General features: G+C 64.9%; 18 protein-coding genes. 11 read left to right on the top strand and 7 right to left on the bottom strand.

Features of this window, described 5'->3' with window-relative positions:
* Nucleotides 1-36: 36 nt before the first annotated feature.
* A complete protein-coding gene (locus tag AB4Z51_RS11260) occupies nt 37-918 on the top strand; it encodes a CDP-alcohol phosphatidyltransferase family protein (RefSeq protein WP_028146689.1) in 882 nt (293 codons plus the stop codon).
* 222 nt (nt 919-1,140) lie between these two features.
* Nucleotides 1,141-1,860 (top strand): RraA family protein, encoded by a 720-nt coding sequence (locus tag AB4Z51_RS11255; protein ID WP_441268353.1) that lies wholly within the window; start codon nt 1,141-1,143, stop codon nt 1,858-1,860.
* A gap of 16 nt (nt 1,861-1,876) precedes the next feature.
* Here the strand turns inward: AB4Z51_RS11255 and AB4Z51_RS11250 are convergent, their stop codons facing one another.
* Nucleotides 1,877-2,170, bottom strand: coding sequence for a hypothetical protein (locus tag AB4Z51_RS11250; RefSeq protein ID WP_441268352.1), 294 nt, complete (start codon nt 2,168-2,170; stop codon nt 1,877-1,879).
* Nucleotides 2,171-2,270: 100 nt separating this feature from the next.
* Between AB4Z51_RS11250 and AB4Z51_RS11245 the strand changes: the two genes are divergently transcribed.
* The 9 genes from AB4Z51_RS11245 (at nt 2,271) to AB4Z51_RS11205 (ending at nt 13,236) form a co-directional block, all read left to right on the top strand.
* Complete coding sequence (locus AB4Z51_RS11245) at nt 2,271-3,095, top strand: SDR family NAD(P)-dependent oxidoreductase (RefSeq protein WP_441497414.1); 825 nt, start codon at nt 2,271-2,273, stop codon at nt 3,093-3,095.
* Between the two features lie 226 nt (nt 3,096-3,321).
* Entirely contained in the window at nt 3,322-4,095 is a 774-nt protein-coding gene (locus AB4Z51_RS11240) for a motility protein A (protein WP_028146686.1), read from the top strand.
* Between the two features lie 24 nt (nt 4,096-4,119).
* Complete coding sequence (locus tag AB4Z51_RS11235) at nt 4,120-4,950, top strand: flagellar motor protein MotB (protein ID WP_441497413.1); 831 nt, start codon at nt 4,120-4,122, stop codon at nt 4,948-4,950.
* Nucleotides 4,951-5,223: 273 nt separating this feature from the next.
* Nucleotides 5,224-7,122, top strand: a complete 1,899-nt coding sequence (locus tag AB4Z51_RS11230; protein WP_441268350.1) for a potassium transporter Kup — start codon at nt 5,224-5,226, stop codon at nt 7,120-7,122.
* 140 nt (nt 7,123-7,262) lie between these two features.
* A complete protein-coding gene (locus tag AB4Z51_RS11225) occupies nt 7,263-9,191 on the top strand; it encodes a potassium transporter Kup (RefSeq protein WP_028146684.1) in 1,929 nt (642 codons plus the stop codon).
* A 304-nt stretch (nt 9,192-9,495) separates the two neighbouring features.
* A complete protein-coding gene (locus AB4Z51_RS11220; protein WP_028170872.1) occupies nt 9,496-9,822 on the top strand; it encodes a rhodanese-like domain-containing protein in 327 nt (108 codons plus the stop codon).
* A 7-nt stretch (nt 9,823-9,829) separates the two neighbouring features.
* Nucleotides 9,830-11,011, top strand: coding sequence for an aminotransferase (locus tag AB4Z51_RS11215; protein WP_441268349.1), 1,182 nt, complete (start codon nt 9,830-9,832; stop codon nt 11,009-11,011).
* Nucleotides 11,012-11,016: 5 nt separating this feature from the next.
* On the top strand, nt 11,017-12,129 hold the full coding sequence (locus AB4Z51_RS11210) for a polyamine ABC transporter substrate-binding protein (RefSeq protein ID WP_441268348.1): 1,113 nt from the start codon (nt 11,017-11,019) through the stop codon (nt 12,127-12,129).
* Between the two features lie 300 nt (nt 12,130-12,429).
* Entirely contained in the window at nt 12,430-13,236 is an 807-nt protein-coding gene (locus tag AB4Z51_RS11205; protein WP_441268347.1) for an outer membrane protein, read from the top strand.
* A 225-nt stretch (nt 13,237-13,461) separates the two neighbouring features.
* Here the strand turns inward: AB4Z51_RS11205 and AB4Z51_RS11200 are convergent, their stop codons facing one another.
* The 6 genes from AB4Z51_RS11200 to AB4Z51_RS11175 all read right to left on the bottom strand — a co-directional run bounded on the left by AB4Z51_RS11200 (nt 13,462) and on the right by AB4Z51_RS11175 (nt 18,250).
* Nucleotides 13,462-14,394, bottom strand: a complete 933-nt coding sequence (locus AB4Z51_RS11200; RefSeq protein ID WP_439034590.1) for a lipid A biosynthesis lauroyl acyltransferase — start codon at nt 14,392-14,394, stop codon at nt 13,462-13,464.
* An 8-nt stretch (nt 14,395-14,402) separates the two neighbouring features.
* A complete protein-coding gene (locus tag AB4Z51_RS11195; protein WP_063983968.1) occupies nt 14,403-15,680 on the bottom strand; it encodes a beta-ketoacyl-ACP synthase in 1,278 nt (425 codons plus the stop codon).
* A gap of 47 nt (nt 15,681-15,727) precedes the next feature.
* Nucleotides 15,728-16,933: a beta-ketoacyl-ACP synthase gene (locus AB4Z51_RS11190; protein WP_441497412.1), complete on the bottom strand. Its 1,206-nt coding sequence runs from the start codon at nt 16,931-16,933 to the stop codon at nt 15,728-15,730.
* A complete protein-coding gene (locus AB4Z51_RS11185) occupies nt 16,930-17,400 on the bottom strand; it encodes a 3-hydroxyacyl-ACP dehydratase FabZ family protein (RefSeq protein ID WP_441268346.1) in 471 nt (156 codons plus the stop codon). The genes AB4Z51_RS11190 and AB4Z51_RS11185 overlap by 4 nt, the downstream gene beginning before the upstream one ends.
* Before the next feature lie 10 nt (nt 17,401-17,410).
* A complete protein-coding gene (locus tag AB4Z51_RS11180; protein ID WP_007592476.1) occupies nt 17,411-17,698 on the bottom strand; it encodes an acyl carrier protein in 288 nt (95 codons plus the stop codon).
* A gap of 210 nt (nt 17,699-17,908) precedes the next feature.
* On the bottom strand, nt 17,909-18,250 hold the full coding sequence (locus tag AB4Z51_RS11175) for a hypothetical protein (protein ID WP_063983965.1): 342 nt from the start codon (nt 18,248-18,250) through the stop codon (nt 17,909-17,911).
* Between the last annotated feature and the right edge of the window lie 177 nt (nt 18,251-18,427).

Raw genomic sequence — 18,427 nt, 5'->3', positions numbered from 1 at the left:
GGACGGGGCTTGCTATATCTCGCCTTGAGGTAATCCATGACCCCCTACGATTTCAAAGATCCTGACGTGCGCCGCCGGCGGTTCCGCCCGATCCCGGTGCGGATGCTGGTGCCCAACGTCATCACGCTGCTGGCGATTTGCGCCGGCCTGACCTCGATCCGGCTGTCGATCGAGGGGCGGATGACGCTCGCGGTCTACGCCATCGTGTTCGCGGCCGCGCTCGACGGCATCGATGGTCGCGTCGCACGCATGATCAAGGGCCAGTCCAAGTTCGGCGCCGAGCTCGACAGCCTCGCCGACTTCGTCAATTTCGGCGTCGCGCCCGGCCTGATGCTGTACTTCTGGCAGCTGCATGAGCTCGGCAATGCCGGCTGGATCGCCGCCATGGTGTTCGCGATCTCCGGGGGCTTGAGGCTCGCGCGCTTCAACGCCACCATGGACGATCCGAACAAGCCGGCCTTCGCCGCCAATTTCTTCACCGGTGTGCCGGCGCCGGCCGGCGCGATCACGGTGCTGCTGCCGATCTACGTCGCGTTTCTCGATCTCGGCCGGCTGCCCGCGGCGGTGACGGCGGCCTATACGCTCTTGATCGCCTTCCTGATGGTGTCGCGGCTGCCGGTATTCTCCGGCAAGACCAAGCGCATGCGCGTGCCGCCCGAGCTGGTGCTGCCGGCGTTCGTCGCGGTGATCGTCTTCATCGCTATCCTGATCGCCTATCCCTGGCACGTTCTGTCGATCGGCACGGTGCTGTATCTGCTCGGTTTGCCGCTCGGCTACAAATCCTACCGCGACCAGGCGCGCGCGATGGCGGCCACCGCGCCGTCCGGAGGCGAGGTCCCGTCGCCGCCTTCGGCGCCGACGCTGGCCAATTTGTCGGAGCCGCCGCTCGACGACGACCGGCCCGGACGGCTGCACTAAAACGCGATGAGATTTGGCTGAATCGTCATCGCGCTTTAGGTCGTTGTTTGAGCATGATCTTTTCGGAAAACCGCTGCGCACTTTTCCGGATCATGCACTGAGCGGTTTTCGCGGATATCTGCCATGAAGGCGGCCGAGTTGGGTTGAAGCCCGATCTCGGCTATATCGCCCTGTGCCGGCGGCACCGCGCCAACAGCGGCCGCCAATCTGGGAGAGAACGCCGTGACTGATACCGCGACCGGGCCGCTGCCCGCTGCCGTCCTCGAAGCGCTGGGCCGCTATGACACCCCGACGATCTGCAATGCCATGGAGATCGTGGCGCCCGAGCGCCGGTTGATCGGCTACACCACCAAGCAACTGGTCTGCCCATTTCCCGACCTGCCGCCGATCGTTGGCTATGCCCGCACGGTTGCGATCCGCTCGGTGCTGAAGTCCTCGCTGCCGGCCGAAGAGCAGTCCAGGCGCCGCATCGAATATTACGAATATGTCGGCACCGGCCACGGTCCGCGCATCTCGGTGATCCAGGACATTGACGGTCCCGACGTCGGCTACGGCGCGTTCTGGGGCGAGGTGCAGAGCAACGTGCACAAGGCGCTCGGCTGCCTCGGCGTCATCACCGACGGCTCGATCCGCGACATCCCGCAATGGGCCCCGGGCTTTCAGGCGCTGGCCGGCTCGATCGGCCCGTCGCATGCCTGGGTGCATGCGGAAAGTTTTGGTGGCGAGGTTAGCGTCGCCGGCATGACCGTGAAGTCCGACGATCTGATCCATGCCGACCAGCACGGCGCCATCGTGATCCCGCTCGACATCGCGGCAAAGCTGCCCGAGGCCGCCGAACTCTGCGGCCGCCGCGAGACGCCGATCCTGGAGATCGCGCGCAGCCCCGACTTCTCGCTGGAGAAGCTGAAGGCCGCGCTGAAGCGCTCGGCGGAGATTCACTAAGGGGCGACCGAACGACTTACGGCCGCGACGCCGGCCGTGGGCCGCCCTGTTCCGTCAGAAACAGGGCGGCCTGATCCGGCTCGCCGAAGACTGCGGCGGCGCATCCGATCAGGGTGAAGCCACCGGCGAGATCCCAGAGGGTGATGTTGTCGGCATTATCAGGGACGTGAATCAAGCGCGCTGCGATCACGGCAAAGCCCGCCTCGACAAACAGCAAGACGCTGAACGCCGGCAGGACGAGCCCTGGCTCGAGCAGGTGGAGCGCCAGTACCGCGGGCAGCGCGGTGAGAAGACCGAACAGCGTCAACATGGCAAAACGGCTCCTGCGATGGAGCATGCCGCCCGGCGATAGAATACTGCATGATCTCTCATCGCGGATGTGGCGCAGGGCCGCAGTCGGAGGACGCACAATGAAGATGACTGGCAAAACCGTCCTGATCACCGGTTCAACGGACGGCGTCGGCCGTCACGTCGCGCGCCGGCTGGCCGAAGCAGGTGCGAGGGTCCTGATCCATGGCCGCAATGCCGTGCGCGCGAAAGCGCTGATCGACCAGATCGTGCAGGCCGGCCACGCTGCGCCGACATTCTACCAGGCCGACTTGTCGTCGATGTCAGGCACGCGAGAGCTCGCTGCGGCCGTTCTCCGCGATCACCAGCGTCTCGATGTGTTCGTCAGCAACGCCGGCATCGGCTCGCAGAACGACGGACCGCAACGGCAGGAGAGTCCGGACGGCTACGAACTGCGCTTTGCGGTGAACTATCTCTCGGGCTTCCTGCTTGCGCACTTGCTGCTGCCGCTGCTGAAGTCCGCGGCACCTTCGCGTGTCGTCAATGTTGCCTCTCTCGGTCAGCATCCGATCGATTTCGACGACGTCATGATCAGCAAGGGCTACAGCGGCTCGCGCGCCTACGCCCAGAGCAAGCTCGCGCAGATCATGTTCACCATCGACTTCGCGGAGGAATTGAAGCGCATGGGCATCACCGTCAACGCGCTGCATCCGGCGACCTACATGAACACCACGATGGTGCGCGCCGGCGGCATCACGCCGATCTCGACGGTGGAGCAGGGCGGTGCGGCGATCCTGCACCTCGTCGAAGGCGACGACGTCGCCGGCAAGAGCGGACTGTTCTTCAACGGCATGAACGAGATCCGCGCCAATCCGCAGGCCTACGATGCCGGCGCACGCAGGCTCCTGCGCGCACTCAGCCTCGAGTTGACCGGGCTTTCGTCCTGAGCTGCCATCCTGGCGCCCCGCAATCATGGTTAGCGAAGTGTTGAGATTCCCGTCGGTCGCGGGCAAAGCCGGCGCCCTGTCAGCGCGCTGCGCCGGTCTGGCGCCCCGGCTCAACTTAACCTTTACGCGGCTTTAAGGGGGGCACTCTAGGGTTTCCGATGCGGTTCGGGGTTGGGCCGCGCCAGCGGCCAGGACGGCCGTTGTTGCGTTCGCGTTGGAGTGTCCCATGGATATCATGACGAGCGTCGGGCTCATTGCGGGCATCATCGTCATTACGGCGATGATCTTCATGGGCGGCGACCTCCACATGTTCATCTCCGAACATGCCATGATCATCATCTTCGGCGGCTCGGTCTCGGCCACCATGATCCGCTTTCCGCTCAGCGCGCTCCTGCACGGCCTTCCGCTCGGCGCCAAGTTCGCTTTCACCATGAGCCGCCTGTCGGCGCACGACCTCGTCGACGAACTCGCCCGCATCGCCGAGATCGCCCGCAAGCAGGGCCCGGTCGGCCTCGAAAAGGTCGAGACCGACGAGCCGTTCCTGGCCAAGGGCATCCGCTACGTCGCCGACGGCTACGACCTCGACTTCATCCGCGACAATCTCGAGCGCGACCGCGACAACTTCCTCATGCACCTCGACGAAGGCAGCAAGATCTACCGCGCCATCGGCGACTGCGCCCCGGCCTTCGGCATGATCGGCACCCTGATCGGCATGGTGCAGATGTTCGCCAACATGACCGATCCCTCCAAGCTCGGCCCGTTCATGGCGACCGCGCTGCTCGCAACCCTGTACGGTGCGCTCGTCGCGAACCTGTTCTGTCTGCCGATCGCCGACAAGCTGCACGGCAAGCTGCTCGACGAGGAAACCAACCGCACGCTGATCATCGACGGCATCCTGATGATCCGTGACTCCAAGAGCCCGACGCTCGTGCGCGAAATGCTGCTGGCCTATTTGCCGGAGAAGCATCGTCACGCCGAGGGCGAGCCGGTGCCGGCGTAAAGCCGCCGCCCGGGATCTCGAGAGATGGCCAAGAAGAAGCGCGGCGATGCTCACGGTGGCGGTCACGGCTGGTTCGTGACCTTCGCCGACCTGATGGGCCTGATGATGAGCTTCTTCGTGATGCTCGTCGCGTTCTCGACACAGGACGCCAACAAGCTGAAGATCGTCGCCGGCTCTATGCGCGATGCATTCGGCGTGCAGAGCGAGGCGCGCTACGCCGGAATCGTCGAGTCCGACGGCCTGCCGACCCGCCCGCGGCTGAAGAACGTCGACCACATCCAGCCCGAGGACGYCTCCAACACGCCGACGCCGGATCAGGAGGACCGCGACCGCACGTCGGGCGCGAAGATCAAGGTCGACCGCAACTTTGCGCTCGCCGCGGCCTCGCTGCGCCAGGCGTTGCAGGACATGCCGGAACTGACCGAGATGTCCAAGCACATCATGTTCGAGGAGACCAAGCAGGGCCTCAACCTGGAGATCGTCGATCAGGATGGCCGCTCGATGTTCGCCGACGGCTCCAAGGTGCCGTATGACCGCACCCGCCGCCTGATCGAGAAGCTCGCGATCCCGCTGAAGGCGACGCCGCTCCGTGTCTCCATCGCCGGCCACACCGCGGCCGGATTCGTGCCGACCCGCAGCGACTATGGCGCCTTCGACCTGTCGGCCGATCGCGCCAATGCCGTGCGTCAGATCCTCGAACGCGAGGGCCTGCCGCCGTCCCACATCTTCGCCGTCGCCGGCAAGGCGGACACCCAGCCGCTGTTTCCGGACGATCCCTCGCTCGCGGCCAACCGGCGGGTAACGATCACGCTGATGCGTGAGGATCCGCCGCTGCCGCCGAATTTGAAGCCGTAGAGCGTATCGCGCGAAGCGGCCGCCGATTTCGCGTGAAGAAAACGCGTCGAACCCGGAATCTCGAGGCCCGCTCCGCTTCCCTTGGAGCGGACGGCTCTAGGCACTTGCGCTACCATCTTACCTGAGGCATGTCGTCGCGCTAACAACGATCGTTGCTGCGCCGTCACAGCATCCGCCCCGGCGGCTGCTATGGTGGTGTGCCGATTGACAGGCGCGCCGGAACGGTCAAAAGGCGCCGGATCAATTCTCGGGAAGAAGCGTTTCTCATCTCACATGACGGCGAGCATCACATCGACCGACGCTCAGGACGGGCCGGTCACCTCGGGTTTCTGGGGCCTGACGCTCGGAAGCATCGGCGTCGTCTTCGGCGATATCGGCACCTCGCCGCTGTACGCATTCCACGAGGCGGTCAAGGCCGCGGCCCATGGCGAGCCGGTCTCGCGGGTCATGGTGCTCGGCGTGCTCTCGCTGATTCTTTGGGCACTCTTTATCGTCGTCACCGCCAAATACGTCCTGCTCCTGCTGCGCGCCGACAATAACGGGGAGGGCGGCACGCTCTCGCTGATGGCACTCGGCCAGCGCGCGCTCGGGCGGCGAAGTTGGTTCCTGCTCGCGCTCGGCGTGGTCGGCGCCTCCATGTTCATCGGCGATTCCATGATCACGCCGGCAATCTCGGTGCTGTCGGCGGTCGAGGGTCTGAAGCTCGTGACCCCCGCCTTCGACCACTATGTCGTACCGCTCACCGTCATCATCCTGGTGTTGCTGTTCGCGGTCCAGAGCAAGGGGACGGCGCTGGTGGCCTCGGCCTTCGGGCCGGTGATGGTGGTCTGGTTCACCGTTCTTGCGGTGATGGGCGCCGTGCACATCGCCGACGATCCGTCGGTGCTGGCGGCCATCAATCCCTATTACGCGCTGCAATTCCTGCTGTCGCACGGCACGATCGGTCTGGTCACGCTCGGCGCCGTGTTCCTGGCGGTCACGGGCGGCGAGGCGCTCTACGCCGATCTCGGCCATTTCGGCCGCAAGCCGATCCAGTCCGCCTGGATGTTCTTCGTGCTGCCCGCGCTCCTGATCAACTATTTCGGGCAGGGCGCGCTGGTGCTGTCCGACCCCAGCGCGATCGAGCATTCGTTCTATCGCATGGTGCCCGAGAGTCTGGTGCTGCCGCTGGTTGGACTTGCGACCGCGGCAACCGTGATCGCGAGCCAGGCCGTGATCACCGGCGCCTATTCGCTGGTCTATCAGGCGGTGCAGCTTGGCCTCCTGCCGCGCTTCGAGGTGCGCTACACCTCCGAGACCCATGCCGGCCAGATCTATCTGCCGCGTGTGAACCGGCTGCTGCTGATCGGCGTGATGCTGCTGGTGCTGTTGTTCCACACCCCCAGCAATCTGGCTTCGGCCTACGGCATCGCGGTCTCCACCACCATGGTCGCCGACGGCGTCATGGGCTTCGTCGTGATCTGGAAACTGTGGAACTGGCGCGCTGCGACGGCTGCGGCGGTGATCGTGCCCTTCGTCGTCGTCGACATCAGCTTCTTCAGCGCCAATCTGCTCAAGCTGCTCGAGGGCGCCTGGGTGCCGCTGCTGTTCGGCGCGGTCATGGCCGGGACCATCTGGACCTGGCGCAAGGGGACGGGGATACTGCTCCAGAAGACGCGCCGGATCGAGGTGCCGCTCGACGACCTGATCCGCAGCCTCGAGAAGCGCCCGCCGCACGTCGTCAAGGGCACCGCGGTGTTCCTGACCAGCGATCCCGCCTTCGTGCCGACCGCGCTGCTGCACAATCTCAAGCACAACAAGGTGCTGCATGAGCACAACGTGGTCCTGACCATCGAGACCGCGCACACGCCGCGGGTCGAACTGTCCGAGCGGTTCCGCATGGAGAAGATCAGCGACAAGTTCTCCAAGGTCAGGCTGCGCTTCGGCTACATGGAGCAGCCGAACGTGCCGAAAGCGCTGGCGATCGCGCGCAAGCAGGGCTGGCAGTTCGACATCATGTCGACCTCGTTCTTCGTGTCGCGAAGGTCGCTCAAGGCCTCGGCCCAGTCGGGCATGCCGCTGTGGCAGGATCACCTCTTCATCGCGCTGAGCCGGTCCGCCAACGACGCCACCGACTATTTCCAGATTCCGACCGGGCGGGTGGTTGAAGTCGGCACCCAAGTCACCATCTGAACGCAATTGGCCAAGTCATGCAAATTTCGCATGGCAAGGGCCCAAAATCGGGCTAGGCTATGCCGGCAGCGCAGGACTATAAGCCGCGCGCTCTTCCGCCGTTGTGCAGTGAAGCATTCTAGAGGCCACTGGGCTCTCCCATGACAAGTGACGTAGCGATTTCCGCCCCGGAAACGGCGGCGGCCAATGGGCATGGCGAAGCCCACACCACCGCCCGTTTCGGTGCGCTGACGCTCGGCAGCATCGGCGTCGTCTACGGTGATATCGGCACCAGCCCGCTCTACGCGTTCCGCGAGGCGGTGATGGCGGCCTCGGGCGCGGAGGGGGTGCCTACGCCGGCGGCCGTGCTCGGCGTGCTCTCGCTGATCCTGTGGGCGCTCATCGTCGTGGTGACGCTCAAATACGTCGTGATCCTGCTCCGCGCCGACAACAATGGCGAGGGCGGCACGCTGGCGCTGATGGCGCTGGCCCAGCGCGCGGTCGGCACCGGCGGGGCGACCATCGTCCTGCTCGGCATCATTTCCGGCGCCCTGTTCTACGGCGACGCCGTGATCACGCCGGCGCTTTCGGTGCTGTCGGCCATCGAAGGCATGAAGGACGTCACCCTGCACTTCGAGCCCTACATCGTTCCGTTGACCGTGATCATCCTGGTCGGCCTGTTCGCCGTGCAGTCGCGTGGCACCGCCCGCGTCGCCGCGTTCTTTGGTCCCGTGATGTGCGTCTGGTTCGCGGTGATCGCGATCGCGGCAATCCACCCGATCATCGAGCAGCCGCAAGTGCTGTTCGCGTTGAACCCGCTCTACGCCGTGTCCTTCATGTTCCATCACGGCATCATTGGTTTCGTGACGCTGGGCGCCGTGTTCCTGGCGGTCACCGGTGCCGAGGCGCTCTATGCTGACCTCGGCCATTTCGGCAAGCGGCCGATCCAGACCGCCTGGCTGTTCATCGTGCTGCCGTCGCTGGCGCTGAACTATCTGGGGCAGGGCGCTCTCGTCCTCGGCGATCCCGGCGCGATTGTGAGCCCGTTCTTTCAGCTGTTCCCGCAAGGCTTTTTCCGCGGTTGCATGGTCGTTCTCGCCACTGCCGCCACGGTGATCGCGAGCCAGGCCGTCATCACCGGGGCCTATTCGCTGACGCGCCAGGCGATCCAGCTCGGGCTGCTGCCGCGCTTCGAAATTCGCCATACCTCTGAAGCCCATTCGGGCCAGATCTTCATCCCGCGCATCAACCAGCTTCTGCTGGTCGCGGTGGTGCTGCTGGTGCTGCTGTTCCGCTCCTCCAGCGCGCTGGCGTCGGCCTATGGCATCTCCGTCACCGGGACCATGGTGGTCACGGCGATGATGGGTTTCGTCGTGATCTGGAAGGTCTGGAAGTGGTCGCCGTTCGCCGCCGCCGCCCTGATCGTGCCGTTCCTGTTCCTCGACCTGACCTTCCTCGCTGCCAACCTGCTCAAGGTGTTCGAGGGCGGCTGGGTGCCGCTGGCGCTCGGCGCGCTCATGATCATCCTGATGTACACGTGGCGGCGCGGCAGCCGGCTACTGTTCGAGAAGTCGCGCAAGCTCGAATTCCCGCTCGCCGACCTCGTGGCGATGCTGGAGAAGCGGCCGCCGCAGCGCGTGCCCGGCACCGCGGTGTTCCTGACCTCGGACCCGCTCAGCGCCCCGACCGCGCTGATGCATAGTCTGAAACACTACAAAGTGCTGCATGAGAAGAATGTCATTCTCACCATCGAGACCGCGCAGACCCCGCGGATCGATCCAGCCGAGCGCGTGAGGCTGGAGCAGATCTCACCGACCTTCTCCAAGGTGACGCTGAAGTTCGGCTTCATGGAATCGCCCAATGTGCCGAAGGCGCTGGCGATCGCCCGCAAGCTCGGCTGGCAGTTCGACATCATGTCGACCTCGTTCTTCCTGTCGCGCAGGGCGCTCAAGCCTGCCGCCCATTCCGGAATGCCGCGCTGGCAGGACCGGCTGTTCATCTCGCTCAGCCGCTCCGCCAACGACGCCACCGACTACTTCCAGATCCCCTCCGGCCGCGTGGTCGAGGTCGGTACCCAGGTGACGATCTAGAGCCACCGCCGTCGTCGCCCGGCTTGTCCGGGCGATCCAGTACTCCGAGACAGTTGTGGTTGAATCGATAGGCCGCGGCGTACTGGATTCCCCGCCTTCGCGGGGAATGACACCGAGCGCGTGGTGGGATGCGAAGCAGGAGTTTCAGGCATCCTGAAAGCCGCGCTTCAAGTCGCTGCGATTTAGCTTTAACTTGCGGCATGCAGCTCAAGCCTTTGTAGCGCTTGATTTTCGTCTGCCGAGAGGCGAGGTTGCCGCCCGCCGGGATCGCCCCGGCAGGCGGCTCGTGACGTTGGAGGATGATGTGGCAAACCAGGTACAGGATCTGACCCCGGACGAGGTCTCCAAGGGTGTCGCGGAAGGGCGCTATCTCCTTGTCGACGTGCGCGAGCCGAACGAGGTCGACGCCGAGGCCTATCCTTACGGCGTTGTCGTGCCGCTCTCGACCTTCGATCCCAAGGCGATCCCCGATCCCCAGGGCAAGGAGGTCGTGTTCGCCTGCCGCTCGGGCAAGCGCTCGGTGACGGCCTCGCTCGCGGCCCAGGCGGCGGGTCTGCCTTACGACAAGCATCTGGCCGGCGGCATGCTGGGGTGGAAGGCGGCGGGTCTTCCCAGCAAGGTCGGTGGCTGACCTCGCGATGACGACCAAGAGCTCCTCGCTGAACAAGGTCTTTGCCGACCTTCCCGTCACCATCTTCGAGGCGATGTCGCAGGCCGCGCGCGACAACAACGCCATCAATCTCGGCCAGGGCTTTCCCGACGATCCCGGGCCTGAGGACATCCGCCGCGCCGCGGCCGATGCCTCGCTGAACGGCTACAACCAGTACCCCTCGATGATGGGCCTGCCGGAGCTGCGCCAGGCGATCGCGACCCATTACGGTCACTGGCACGGCCTCAAGCTCGACCCGATGAGCGAGGTGATGGTGACCTCCGGCGGCACCGAGGCGCTGACCTCGGCGATCCTCGCGGTGGTCCAGCCCGGCGACGAGGTGGTCTGCTTCCAGCCGGTCTATGATTCCTACCTGCCGATCATCCGCCAGGCCGGCGGCATTCCGCGGCTCGTCCGCCTCGAGCCGCCGCACTGGCGGTTGAATGAGGACATGCTGAAAAGCGTCTTCAATTCAAAGACCAAGGCGGTGCTCTTCAACAATCCCCTGAATCCGTCCGCGGTGGTCTATCCGCGCGAGGACCTCGAGCTGCTCGCCCGCTACTGCCAGGAGTTCGACGTCATCGCGATCTGCGACGAGGTCTGGGAGCACGTCACCTTCGACGAGCACAAGCACATCCCGCTGATCACCATCCCCGGCATGCGCGATCGCACCATCAAGGTCGGCTCGGCCGGAAAGATCTTCTCGCTGACCGGCTGGAAGATCGGCTTCGTCTGCGCCGCGCCGCCGCTGCTGCGGGTGGCCGCCAAGGTGCACCAGTTCCTGACCTTCACCACCGCACCGAACCTCCAGGCCGCCGTCGCCTATGGGCTCGGCAAGTCCGACGACTACTTCCTGTCGATGCGGAAGGACCTGACGCGGAGCAGGGACCGCCTGACCAGGGGACTGGAGAGCCTCGGCTTCCCCGTGCTGAAGTCGCAGGGCACCTACTTCCTCACCGTCGACCTGTCGCCGCTCGGGCTCAACGAGAGCGATACCGAGTTCTGCTGGCGGATCGTGAAAGACTACAAGGTCGCGGCGATCCCGGTGTCGGCCTTCTACGAGCAGGACGCGGTGACCTCCGTGGTCCGCTTCTGCTTTGCCAAGAAGGACCAGACGCTCGACACCGCGCTGGAGCGGCTGTCGGACGCGGTGCGCGGGCGCAAGAGGTAGGAAAGATGACGAACGTCGGCCGCTCCAGGCGTTGCCTTGGTTTTGCAATCGCCGCGGCGCTGACGTTGCTTTCCGCCCCCGCAGGGGCCGAGGAGCGGGTCGTCAACTTCTACAACTGGTCCAACTATATGGCGCCTGACGTCCTGGAGGCCTTCACCAAGGAGACCGGCATCAAGGTGGTCTACGACACGTTCGACGCCAACGAGACGCTGGAGACGCGCCTGATGGCCGGCAAGTCCGGCTACGACGTCGTGGTGCCCACGGCCTATTTCCTCCAGCGCCAGATCAAGGCCAACATCTTCCAGAAGCTCGACAAGTCGAAGCTGCCGAACCTCTCCAATGCCTGGCCGGTGGTGACCGAGCGCCTTGGCATTTACGATCCCGGCAATGTCTACGCCGCCAACTACATGTGGGGCACGACGGGCATCGGCTACAACGTCTCCAAGGTGAAGCAGATCCTCGGGCCCGACGCGAAGATCGACAGCTGGGACATCGTCTTCAAGCCGGAGAATTTGGCGAAGTTCAGAGATTGCGGCGTCCACATGCTCGACTCCGCCGACGACATTTTTCCGGCGGCGCTGAACTATCTCGGACTCGATCCGAACTCGACCAGGCAGGCCGACCTCGACAAGGCCGCCGACGTCGTCGCAAAAGTCCGCCCGTCGGTGCGCAAGTTTCACTCGTCCGAATATCTCAGCGCGCTCGCCACCGGCGAGATCTGCTTCGTGGTCGGCTGGTCCGGCGACATCATGCAGGCCCGCGCCCGCGCGGCTGAAGCCAAAAGCGGCATCGAGATCGGCTACGCGATTCCCAAAGAGGGCGCGCAGATGTTCTTCGACAATCTCGCGATCCCCGCGGATGCCAAGAACGTCAAGGAAGCCTACGAGCTGATCAACTATCTCTACCGTCCTGATGTCGCCGCGAAGAACTCGGACTTCCTGTCCTACGCCAATGGCAACCTCGCCAGCCAGAAGCTGGTCGACCCGAAGATTCTGAACGACAAGAACATCTATCCGGACGAGGCGACGCTCGCAAAACTGTTCGTCATCACGGCGCGTGAGCCTGCGACGCAGCGGATCATCAACCGGCTGTGGACAAAGGTGAAGACGGGGCGGTAGTCGCTCTGGGAACCGCCCGGAAGCCAAAATCTGCAAAACAACCCCATGCACAGTAGAAGCGTCACCTGCGGGTCGCCGGCGGTGGCGGTGCTTAAGTCGCGATGACGCCTGGCTTCATCGACGCGCGGACGCAATGACCTGAAGCAACGCGCGCGGTGCCGATCTGCGGCCGGTCTTCTCAGATTGCGCATACAACCTGACGTCGTTGCGATGGTATCCGGATGTGTCCTTGGGGTGACAGCGTCCGGCGCGGTTCCGGTGTATGGAACCGGAATATATTCGTTCATAGGAATTGCCCCAATGAAGAAAGTTGTTCTGGCTGCGGCCGGCTCGTTGCTGTTCGTCACCGCTGCGTCGGCGGCTGACATGGCCCCGCGTTACACCAAGGCTCCTGTCGTGGCGCCGGTCTACAATTGGGGCGGTCTCTATCTCGGTATCAACGGTGGCGGCGGTTCTGCGCACACCTGCTGGGACATCTTCAACGATTCCGGCTTCCCGATCGTGCCGTCAGTTCCCGAGGGGTGCCACAACGCGACAGGCGCCACCGTCGGTGGACAGATCGGCTATCGCTGGCAGGCGACCAACTGGGTGTTCGGCCTGGAGGCGCAGGGCAACTGGGCCGATTTTAGGGGCAGCAACGCGAGCCAGTATGCCGTCTTTGGTACCACCTCTCTCCTCAACGACGTCACCAAGGTCGACGCCTTCGGCCTGTTCACGGGGCAGGTCGGATACGCCTTCAACAACGTGCTGCTCTATGCCAAGGGCGGTGCGGCCGTCGTTCACGACAAATACTCGCTCACGGTGACGCCGGCCGGCGCGGCCGCTCTTGCGCCGTTTTTCGCCGTCGTCGCAGGTCAGACCGGTGCCGTCGGCTCCGAGACGCGTTGGGGAGGGACCGTCGGTGCGGGAATCGAGTTCGGCTTCGCGCCGGGCTGGTCCGTCGCCGTCGAATACGATCATCTGTTCATGGGCAGCCGGGACGTGACCACGAACACCATTGCCCCCTTCGCCGCGCCGCCAAGCACTCACCGCATCAGCCAGGACATCGACATCGGCACGGTGCGCGTGAACTACACGTTCGGCGGACCGGTGGTCGCGAAGTACTGAACGGTTCGAGAGCTTGAACGCGAAGGCCCCGGTCATGCGCCGGGGCCTTTTTTGTTTGGGACGAAGTCTTTCGGCAGAGAGGGCCAGACCCTCACCCTGAGGAGCGCGCTCTTCGCGCGCGTCTCGAAGGGCGAGGCCACCGGCCGGGCCTGCATCCTTCGAGATGCGCGTTCCGCGCTCCTCAGGATGAGGAATAGGTAGCCGCGTTAGCCGTCTGACGGCTCGCTACCGCCACCTTCGATGCAGCCACAACCATTGCTCGGGATGCTCGCGCACCCAGCCTTCCACCACGCTCGTGATCGCCTGCGTCGTGCCCTGGATGTCGATCTTGCCGTCGGCATCGCGCACCGGCGGGATCTCCTCGGTCAGCTCGCCGCGGAAACGGTTGCCGGGCAGGCGGATGATACGGACGCCGTGGATCGGGCATTCGACCTGGCGCAGCAGGCGCGCCAGCATCGGGTTGGCGCGGGTCTTGCGGCCGAAGAAGGTGACCTCGACGCCGCCGGTCAGATACTGGTCGATCAGCATGGCGACGTGCTTGCCGTCCTTCAGCGCCTGCGCGAGGCGCAAAGGCGCGTCGCGCCCCGCAGCGATCAGCGTGCCCATGTTGACCTGGCGCATCTCCTGGATGATGCGGTCGGCAGAGGCGATGTTCGGCCGGCGATAGAGGATCGCAGTGTCCAGCCCATGCGCGACGGCGGCGAGCGCCGGCAGTTCCCAGTTGGCGAGATGGGCTGCAAAGATCAGCGCCGGCTTGCCGTCGTCGCGGATCTGGTCGAACAGCTCGATGCTGCGCTGGGGCAGTTCGATCCGGCTCTTTTCCGGATGATCGCGGTCGTAATCCCAGACTTGGTCCATATGGGCGAATTCGGCACCGACGCGGCCGAGATTGTCCCACACGCCCATCAGGATGGTTTCGATTTCTTCCGGCGACTTCTCCGGAAATGCCGCGGTGAGGTTGGCGCGGCCGATGCGGTGCTCGCGCAGGCGCGGGCCGATCGTCTTCACCACGCGGGAGAAGAAGTCCGAGGTCTTGGCCGGATCGAAATAGCGCGTGGTGCGCAGCATGCCGACGGTGGTGGCCCCGATCAGGCTTCCGCCGAGCGACTTGGCAGCCTCCCGCGCGCGGGCCTTGATGCTCGCAGGTAACAGCGCCATGCGTCCGGTCAGGCCGGTTCGCGGGTCAGGATCAGCGAGGCGTTCTGGCCGCCGAAGCCGAACGAGTTCGACATGACCGCGGTGACGCGGGCATCGCGCGCCTTGTTGCCGACGACGTCGAACAGGATCGTGGGATCCGGATTGTCGTAGTTGATCGTCGGCGGAATGCGCTGATGCTCGAGGGTGAGCAGCGAGAAGATCGCTTCGACCGCGCCCGCGGCCGAGATGGTGTGGCCGACCATCGACTTGTTGGAGGTCACCGGGATCTTCTGCGCGAGATCGCCGAACACGGCCGATGTCGTGTTGAACTCCATCTTGTCGTTCTCGGGCGTCGCGGTGCCGTGCGCGTTGATGTGGTCGATCTGGTCCGGCGTCATGCCGGCATCGGCCAGCGTCTTGTTCATGCAGCCGATGATCGGCTTGCCATCAGGCGAAGAGCGGGTGCGGTGGAAGGAATCGGTGAGCTCGCCGCAGCCGGCGATCACGCCGAGGATTTTTGCGCCGCGCGCGGTCGCTGCTTCGTAGCTTTCCAGCACGAGGGCGCCGGCGCCTTCGGCCATGACAAAACCGTCGCGGTTCTTGGAGAAGGGGCGGGAGGCCGCCTGCGGCGGATCGTTCTGGGTCGACAGCGCCGAGAGCAGCGAGAACCGCACGAGAGCTTCGGGGTTCACGGTGCCGTCGGTTGCCACGCACAGCGCGGCATCGGTCTCGCCGCGGCGGATCGCCTCGACGCCGAGCTGGATCGAGGTCGCGCCCGAGGCGCAGGCCGTCGACAGCGAGATCGGCGAGCCCTTGGTGCCGAAGGTCTCGGCGAGATAAGCTGCTACCGAGCCGAACATGAAGCGGTGGTGATAGGCGCTGTACTTGCCGCCGCCGGAGATGCGCAGCAGATCGTCATAGGTGATATCCTGCGCGCCGACGGCACGGCCGAGCTCACGGCGCTGCGGCCACTCGACTTCGACCGGTGCAACCGCAAGGAAGAGCGGACCGGGGAAATCGGCCTTGGCGCCGATGCCGGCCTGCGCGAGCGCTTCCTGCGTGACGAGCTCAGCCATCCGCTCGGACAGGCCGGTGGAGGAGAACGGATCGACGCTGACGAAATCGACCGTGCCGGCCATCGTCGTCCTCAGGCCGTCGACCGGAAAGCGCGTGATGGTGCGGATGCCGGATTCGCCGGCCACGAGCTTCGCCCAATTGTCGGCCTTGCCGTTGCCGAGCGAGGTCATGATGCCCATGCCGGTGACGACGACGACGGGACGCCCGAGTTTGTCGCGTGGTGCAGTCATGTCGATCCCCCGATTGAGCTAGAGCATCCGCCAAAGCGCGACGCGCTTCAGCTTACGGCCTCGACCAGAGCCATGCCCTCGCCGCGCCAGTGTCCGGCCCCCACCACCACAATCTGGGTGGGCGCGCCCTGCATTTCAATCTCGGTCCCGGTGGAATCGTTCGGCGGGAACAGCGCACCGCGCGAGATCGACAGCGCCGCGAGCGCGATGCCAAGCGGGAATTGCGTTTCCATGGCGTGGCCGAACATCGTGYCGGTCGAACGCACCGGGAAGTCAGCATGGCCCTTCAGGAAGCCGCGCTCCTCTGACGTCGCGGGCTCCGCGCCGGTCGCGCCCGATATGATCGCGCCCTTGCCCTCGCGCCTGGGCAGCTTTTCCCAAAGCTTCTCCAGCGTCGCGGCCGTGTCGCCGGGTTGCTTGCGCCGGGCGAGGTCGGCAACGACGCTCGACAGCTTTGCGAACGGCTTTGCGCCGCGCGCTTCCGCGTGCGCCTTCGATTCCAGCACTAGGAACGCGCCGGCAGATCCCAACGCGAAACCGGGGTGATCCTTGCGCGCCCACACCGGAGCAAACTTGTCTTTCAGGTTGAAGTCGCCGAATTCGTAGAGGACCATCAGGTCTTTGCGCTCGCCATTGTGGGAGCCGCCGATCAGCGCGATGTCGCTCTCGCCCGAGGCGATGCGCGCGAGCGCAATGCGCGCCGCATCGGCACCCGCGACCTCTTCGCCCATGAAAGTGCGCGAGGTGCCGCCGAGACCGTGCACGATGGCGATGTTGCCGGCGAGCAGGTTCGAGAGCTGGGCCAGGAACAGCGTCGGCCTGAGATCGCTCATCAGCCGTTCGTTGAGGAAGCCGGGCGCATTGGCGCCCTTGACCTCGGCCGTGAGCACGCCGGAGTCGACATTGAGGTCGCGCTCGCCGCCGCCGGCGGCCACCACCATGTCGATCTTCGACAGGATGTCCTTGTTGCCCTTGATCCCGGCGGAATCGAGCGCAAGGCCCGCGGCATAGGTGCCGATGCGCTGCCAGGCTTCCATCTGGCGCTGGTCGCCCTTCTTCGGGATCTGGCTGTCGAAGCTAACAGGCATCAGGGGATGCACGATGCAGGGCGCAAAGCCCTTCTCATCGACATTGATGCGCTTGTCCTGAAGCGCGGCCCAATTGGCGTCCAGGCCTTCGCCGAGCGAGGTGGCGAGGCCAATGCCGGTGATCCAGACTTCGGTCTGGCCGGGCTTCAAAGCAGTGTCAGTCATGGCGATCCGGCCTGTTGCGGGAAGCCGACGCGTTTGGCGACCGCGTCCATGAAGCCGCGCATATCCGCATTGGGGAAGGGGATCTGCGTGAAGGTGAGCGTCGAATTCGCGCGCAGCTTGCCGCCGACCTTGATCTTGGCCTCGGTCACCGCATAGCCCGAGCCCTGATGCGACAGGGTCGCCTCGATGGTCATGAGATCGCCGGGGAAGACCGAGCCGCGGACCTTGGCCTCCTTGACGGCGGCCAGAATCGGCATGCGCTCGAACTTGAGCACGCCGAGCTGAAGCCAGCCCGAAGCCTGGGCCATCGATTCGATCAGGAGCACGCCGGGCATCAGGGGATAGCCCGGGAAATGCCCCTCGAAGATCGTGCTCTCCTTGGGGACCTGGGCTTCGACGACAATCGTCTTCGCGTCGACGTTCAGGTCGACGACGCGATCAATCATGTGGAAGTATTCGAGTTGCATGACCGCGCGCTTAGGCGCTCGCGCCCTTGGCCGCAACCAGTTCGTCGATGCGGGCGCACAGATTTTTCAGCACGAAATACTGCTCGGTGGTCGCCTTGCCGTCGTTGACCTCCTGGGTCCACTTTTCCAGCGGCAGCTTGATGCCGAACTGCTTGTCGATCGCGAACGCGATGTCCAGGAAATCGAGGCTGTCGATGCCGAGGTCATCGATGGCGTGGCTATCCGGCGTGATCGTGTCGCGCGGGATGTCGCAGGTTTCAGCGATGATCGTAGCGACCTGATCGAATGTGGAGGACATCACTAAGCCTTTGATATATTGCTGATATTTGTCTGAAGTTCCAGAGTGGAACGGTGGGTGGGCATCGCGCCCCGATGACGCCCTCAAACCCCCCTCTGGCCGGGTCGAAAGCCCGTATATCGGAGCGCCGCCCTGAGTTCAATGGAGCCGGGCGGCCCCGGCGACAGGGCTGGGGATGCCGTCGGCGGGCCTTTTCACCCGGGGGGGTGCCTAGATATGGGGCGTCGTGATCTTGGCGCAATCGCGGCGGCCCATCAGCACGCAATCCTGGGTGCGGCGCAGGTCGGCAATGCTCACCGCGAGCCAGATCCCGATCGCGGTCAGCGCGATGGTGAAGGCGAGCGCCGCAATATTGGCGAGCATGCGGTGGCGGAAATTGTCCGGTTCCGGGCGGGGCTTCTCGTAGCGCGACAGGTCGAGCGGCTCGGGCGCGACGCGCAGCGGCTGCACGGTACCGCTGCCCCGTTGGACCGGCGGGGGAGACGCGTTGCGCGGCCTGAACTGGAGCACCCGGTGCTCGTCATCCGAGCTGATGGGCCGCTGTGTTTTCATGGTGAGGGGATCACTCCGAAGCAGCGGTTTTAGATAGCATACGTCGTGAATGCCTTGCAGAAAATCTTCTCAACGCACACGTGCATTGCGCTTTCGCACTATCTTGCATGGCATATTTCCGGAACGGCGCGCGAGCGAACGCGGCGCCGGCTGTCAGGTCGGTGACAGGAAGCGGAG

The sequence above is a fragment of the Bradyrhizobium sp. 2TAF36 genome (genome assembly GCF_052114925.1).
Lineage (GTDB): Bacteria > Pseudomonadota > Alphaproteobacteria > Rhizobiales > Xanthobacteraceae > Bradyrhizobium > Bradyrhizobium barranii.
Note: the sequence above shows the minus strand (reverse complement) of the source record. Positions and strands in the feature narration are given on the sequence as shown.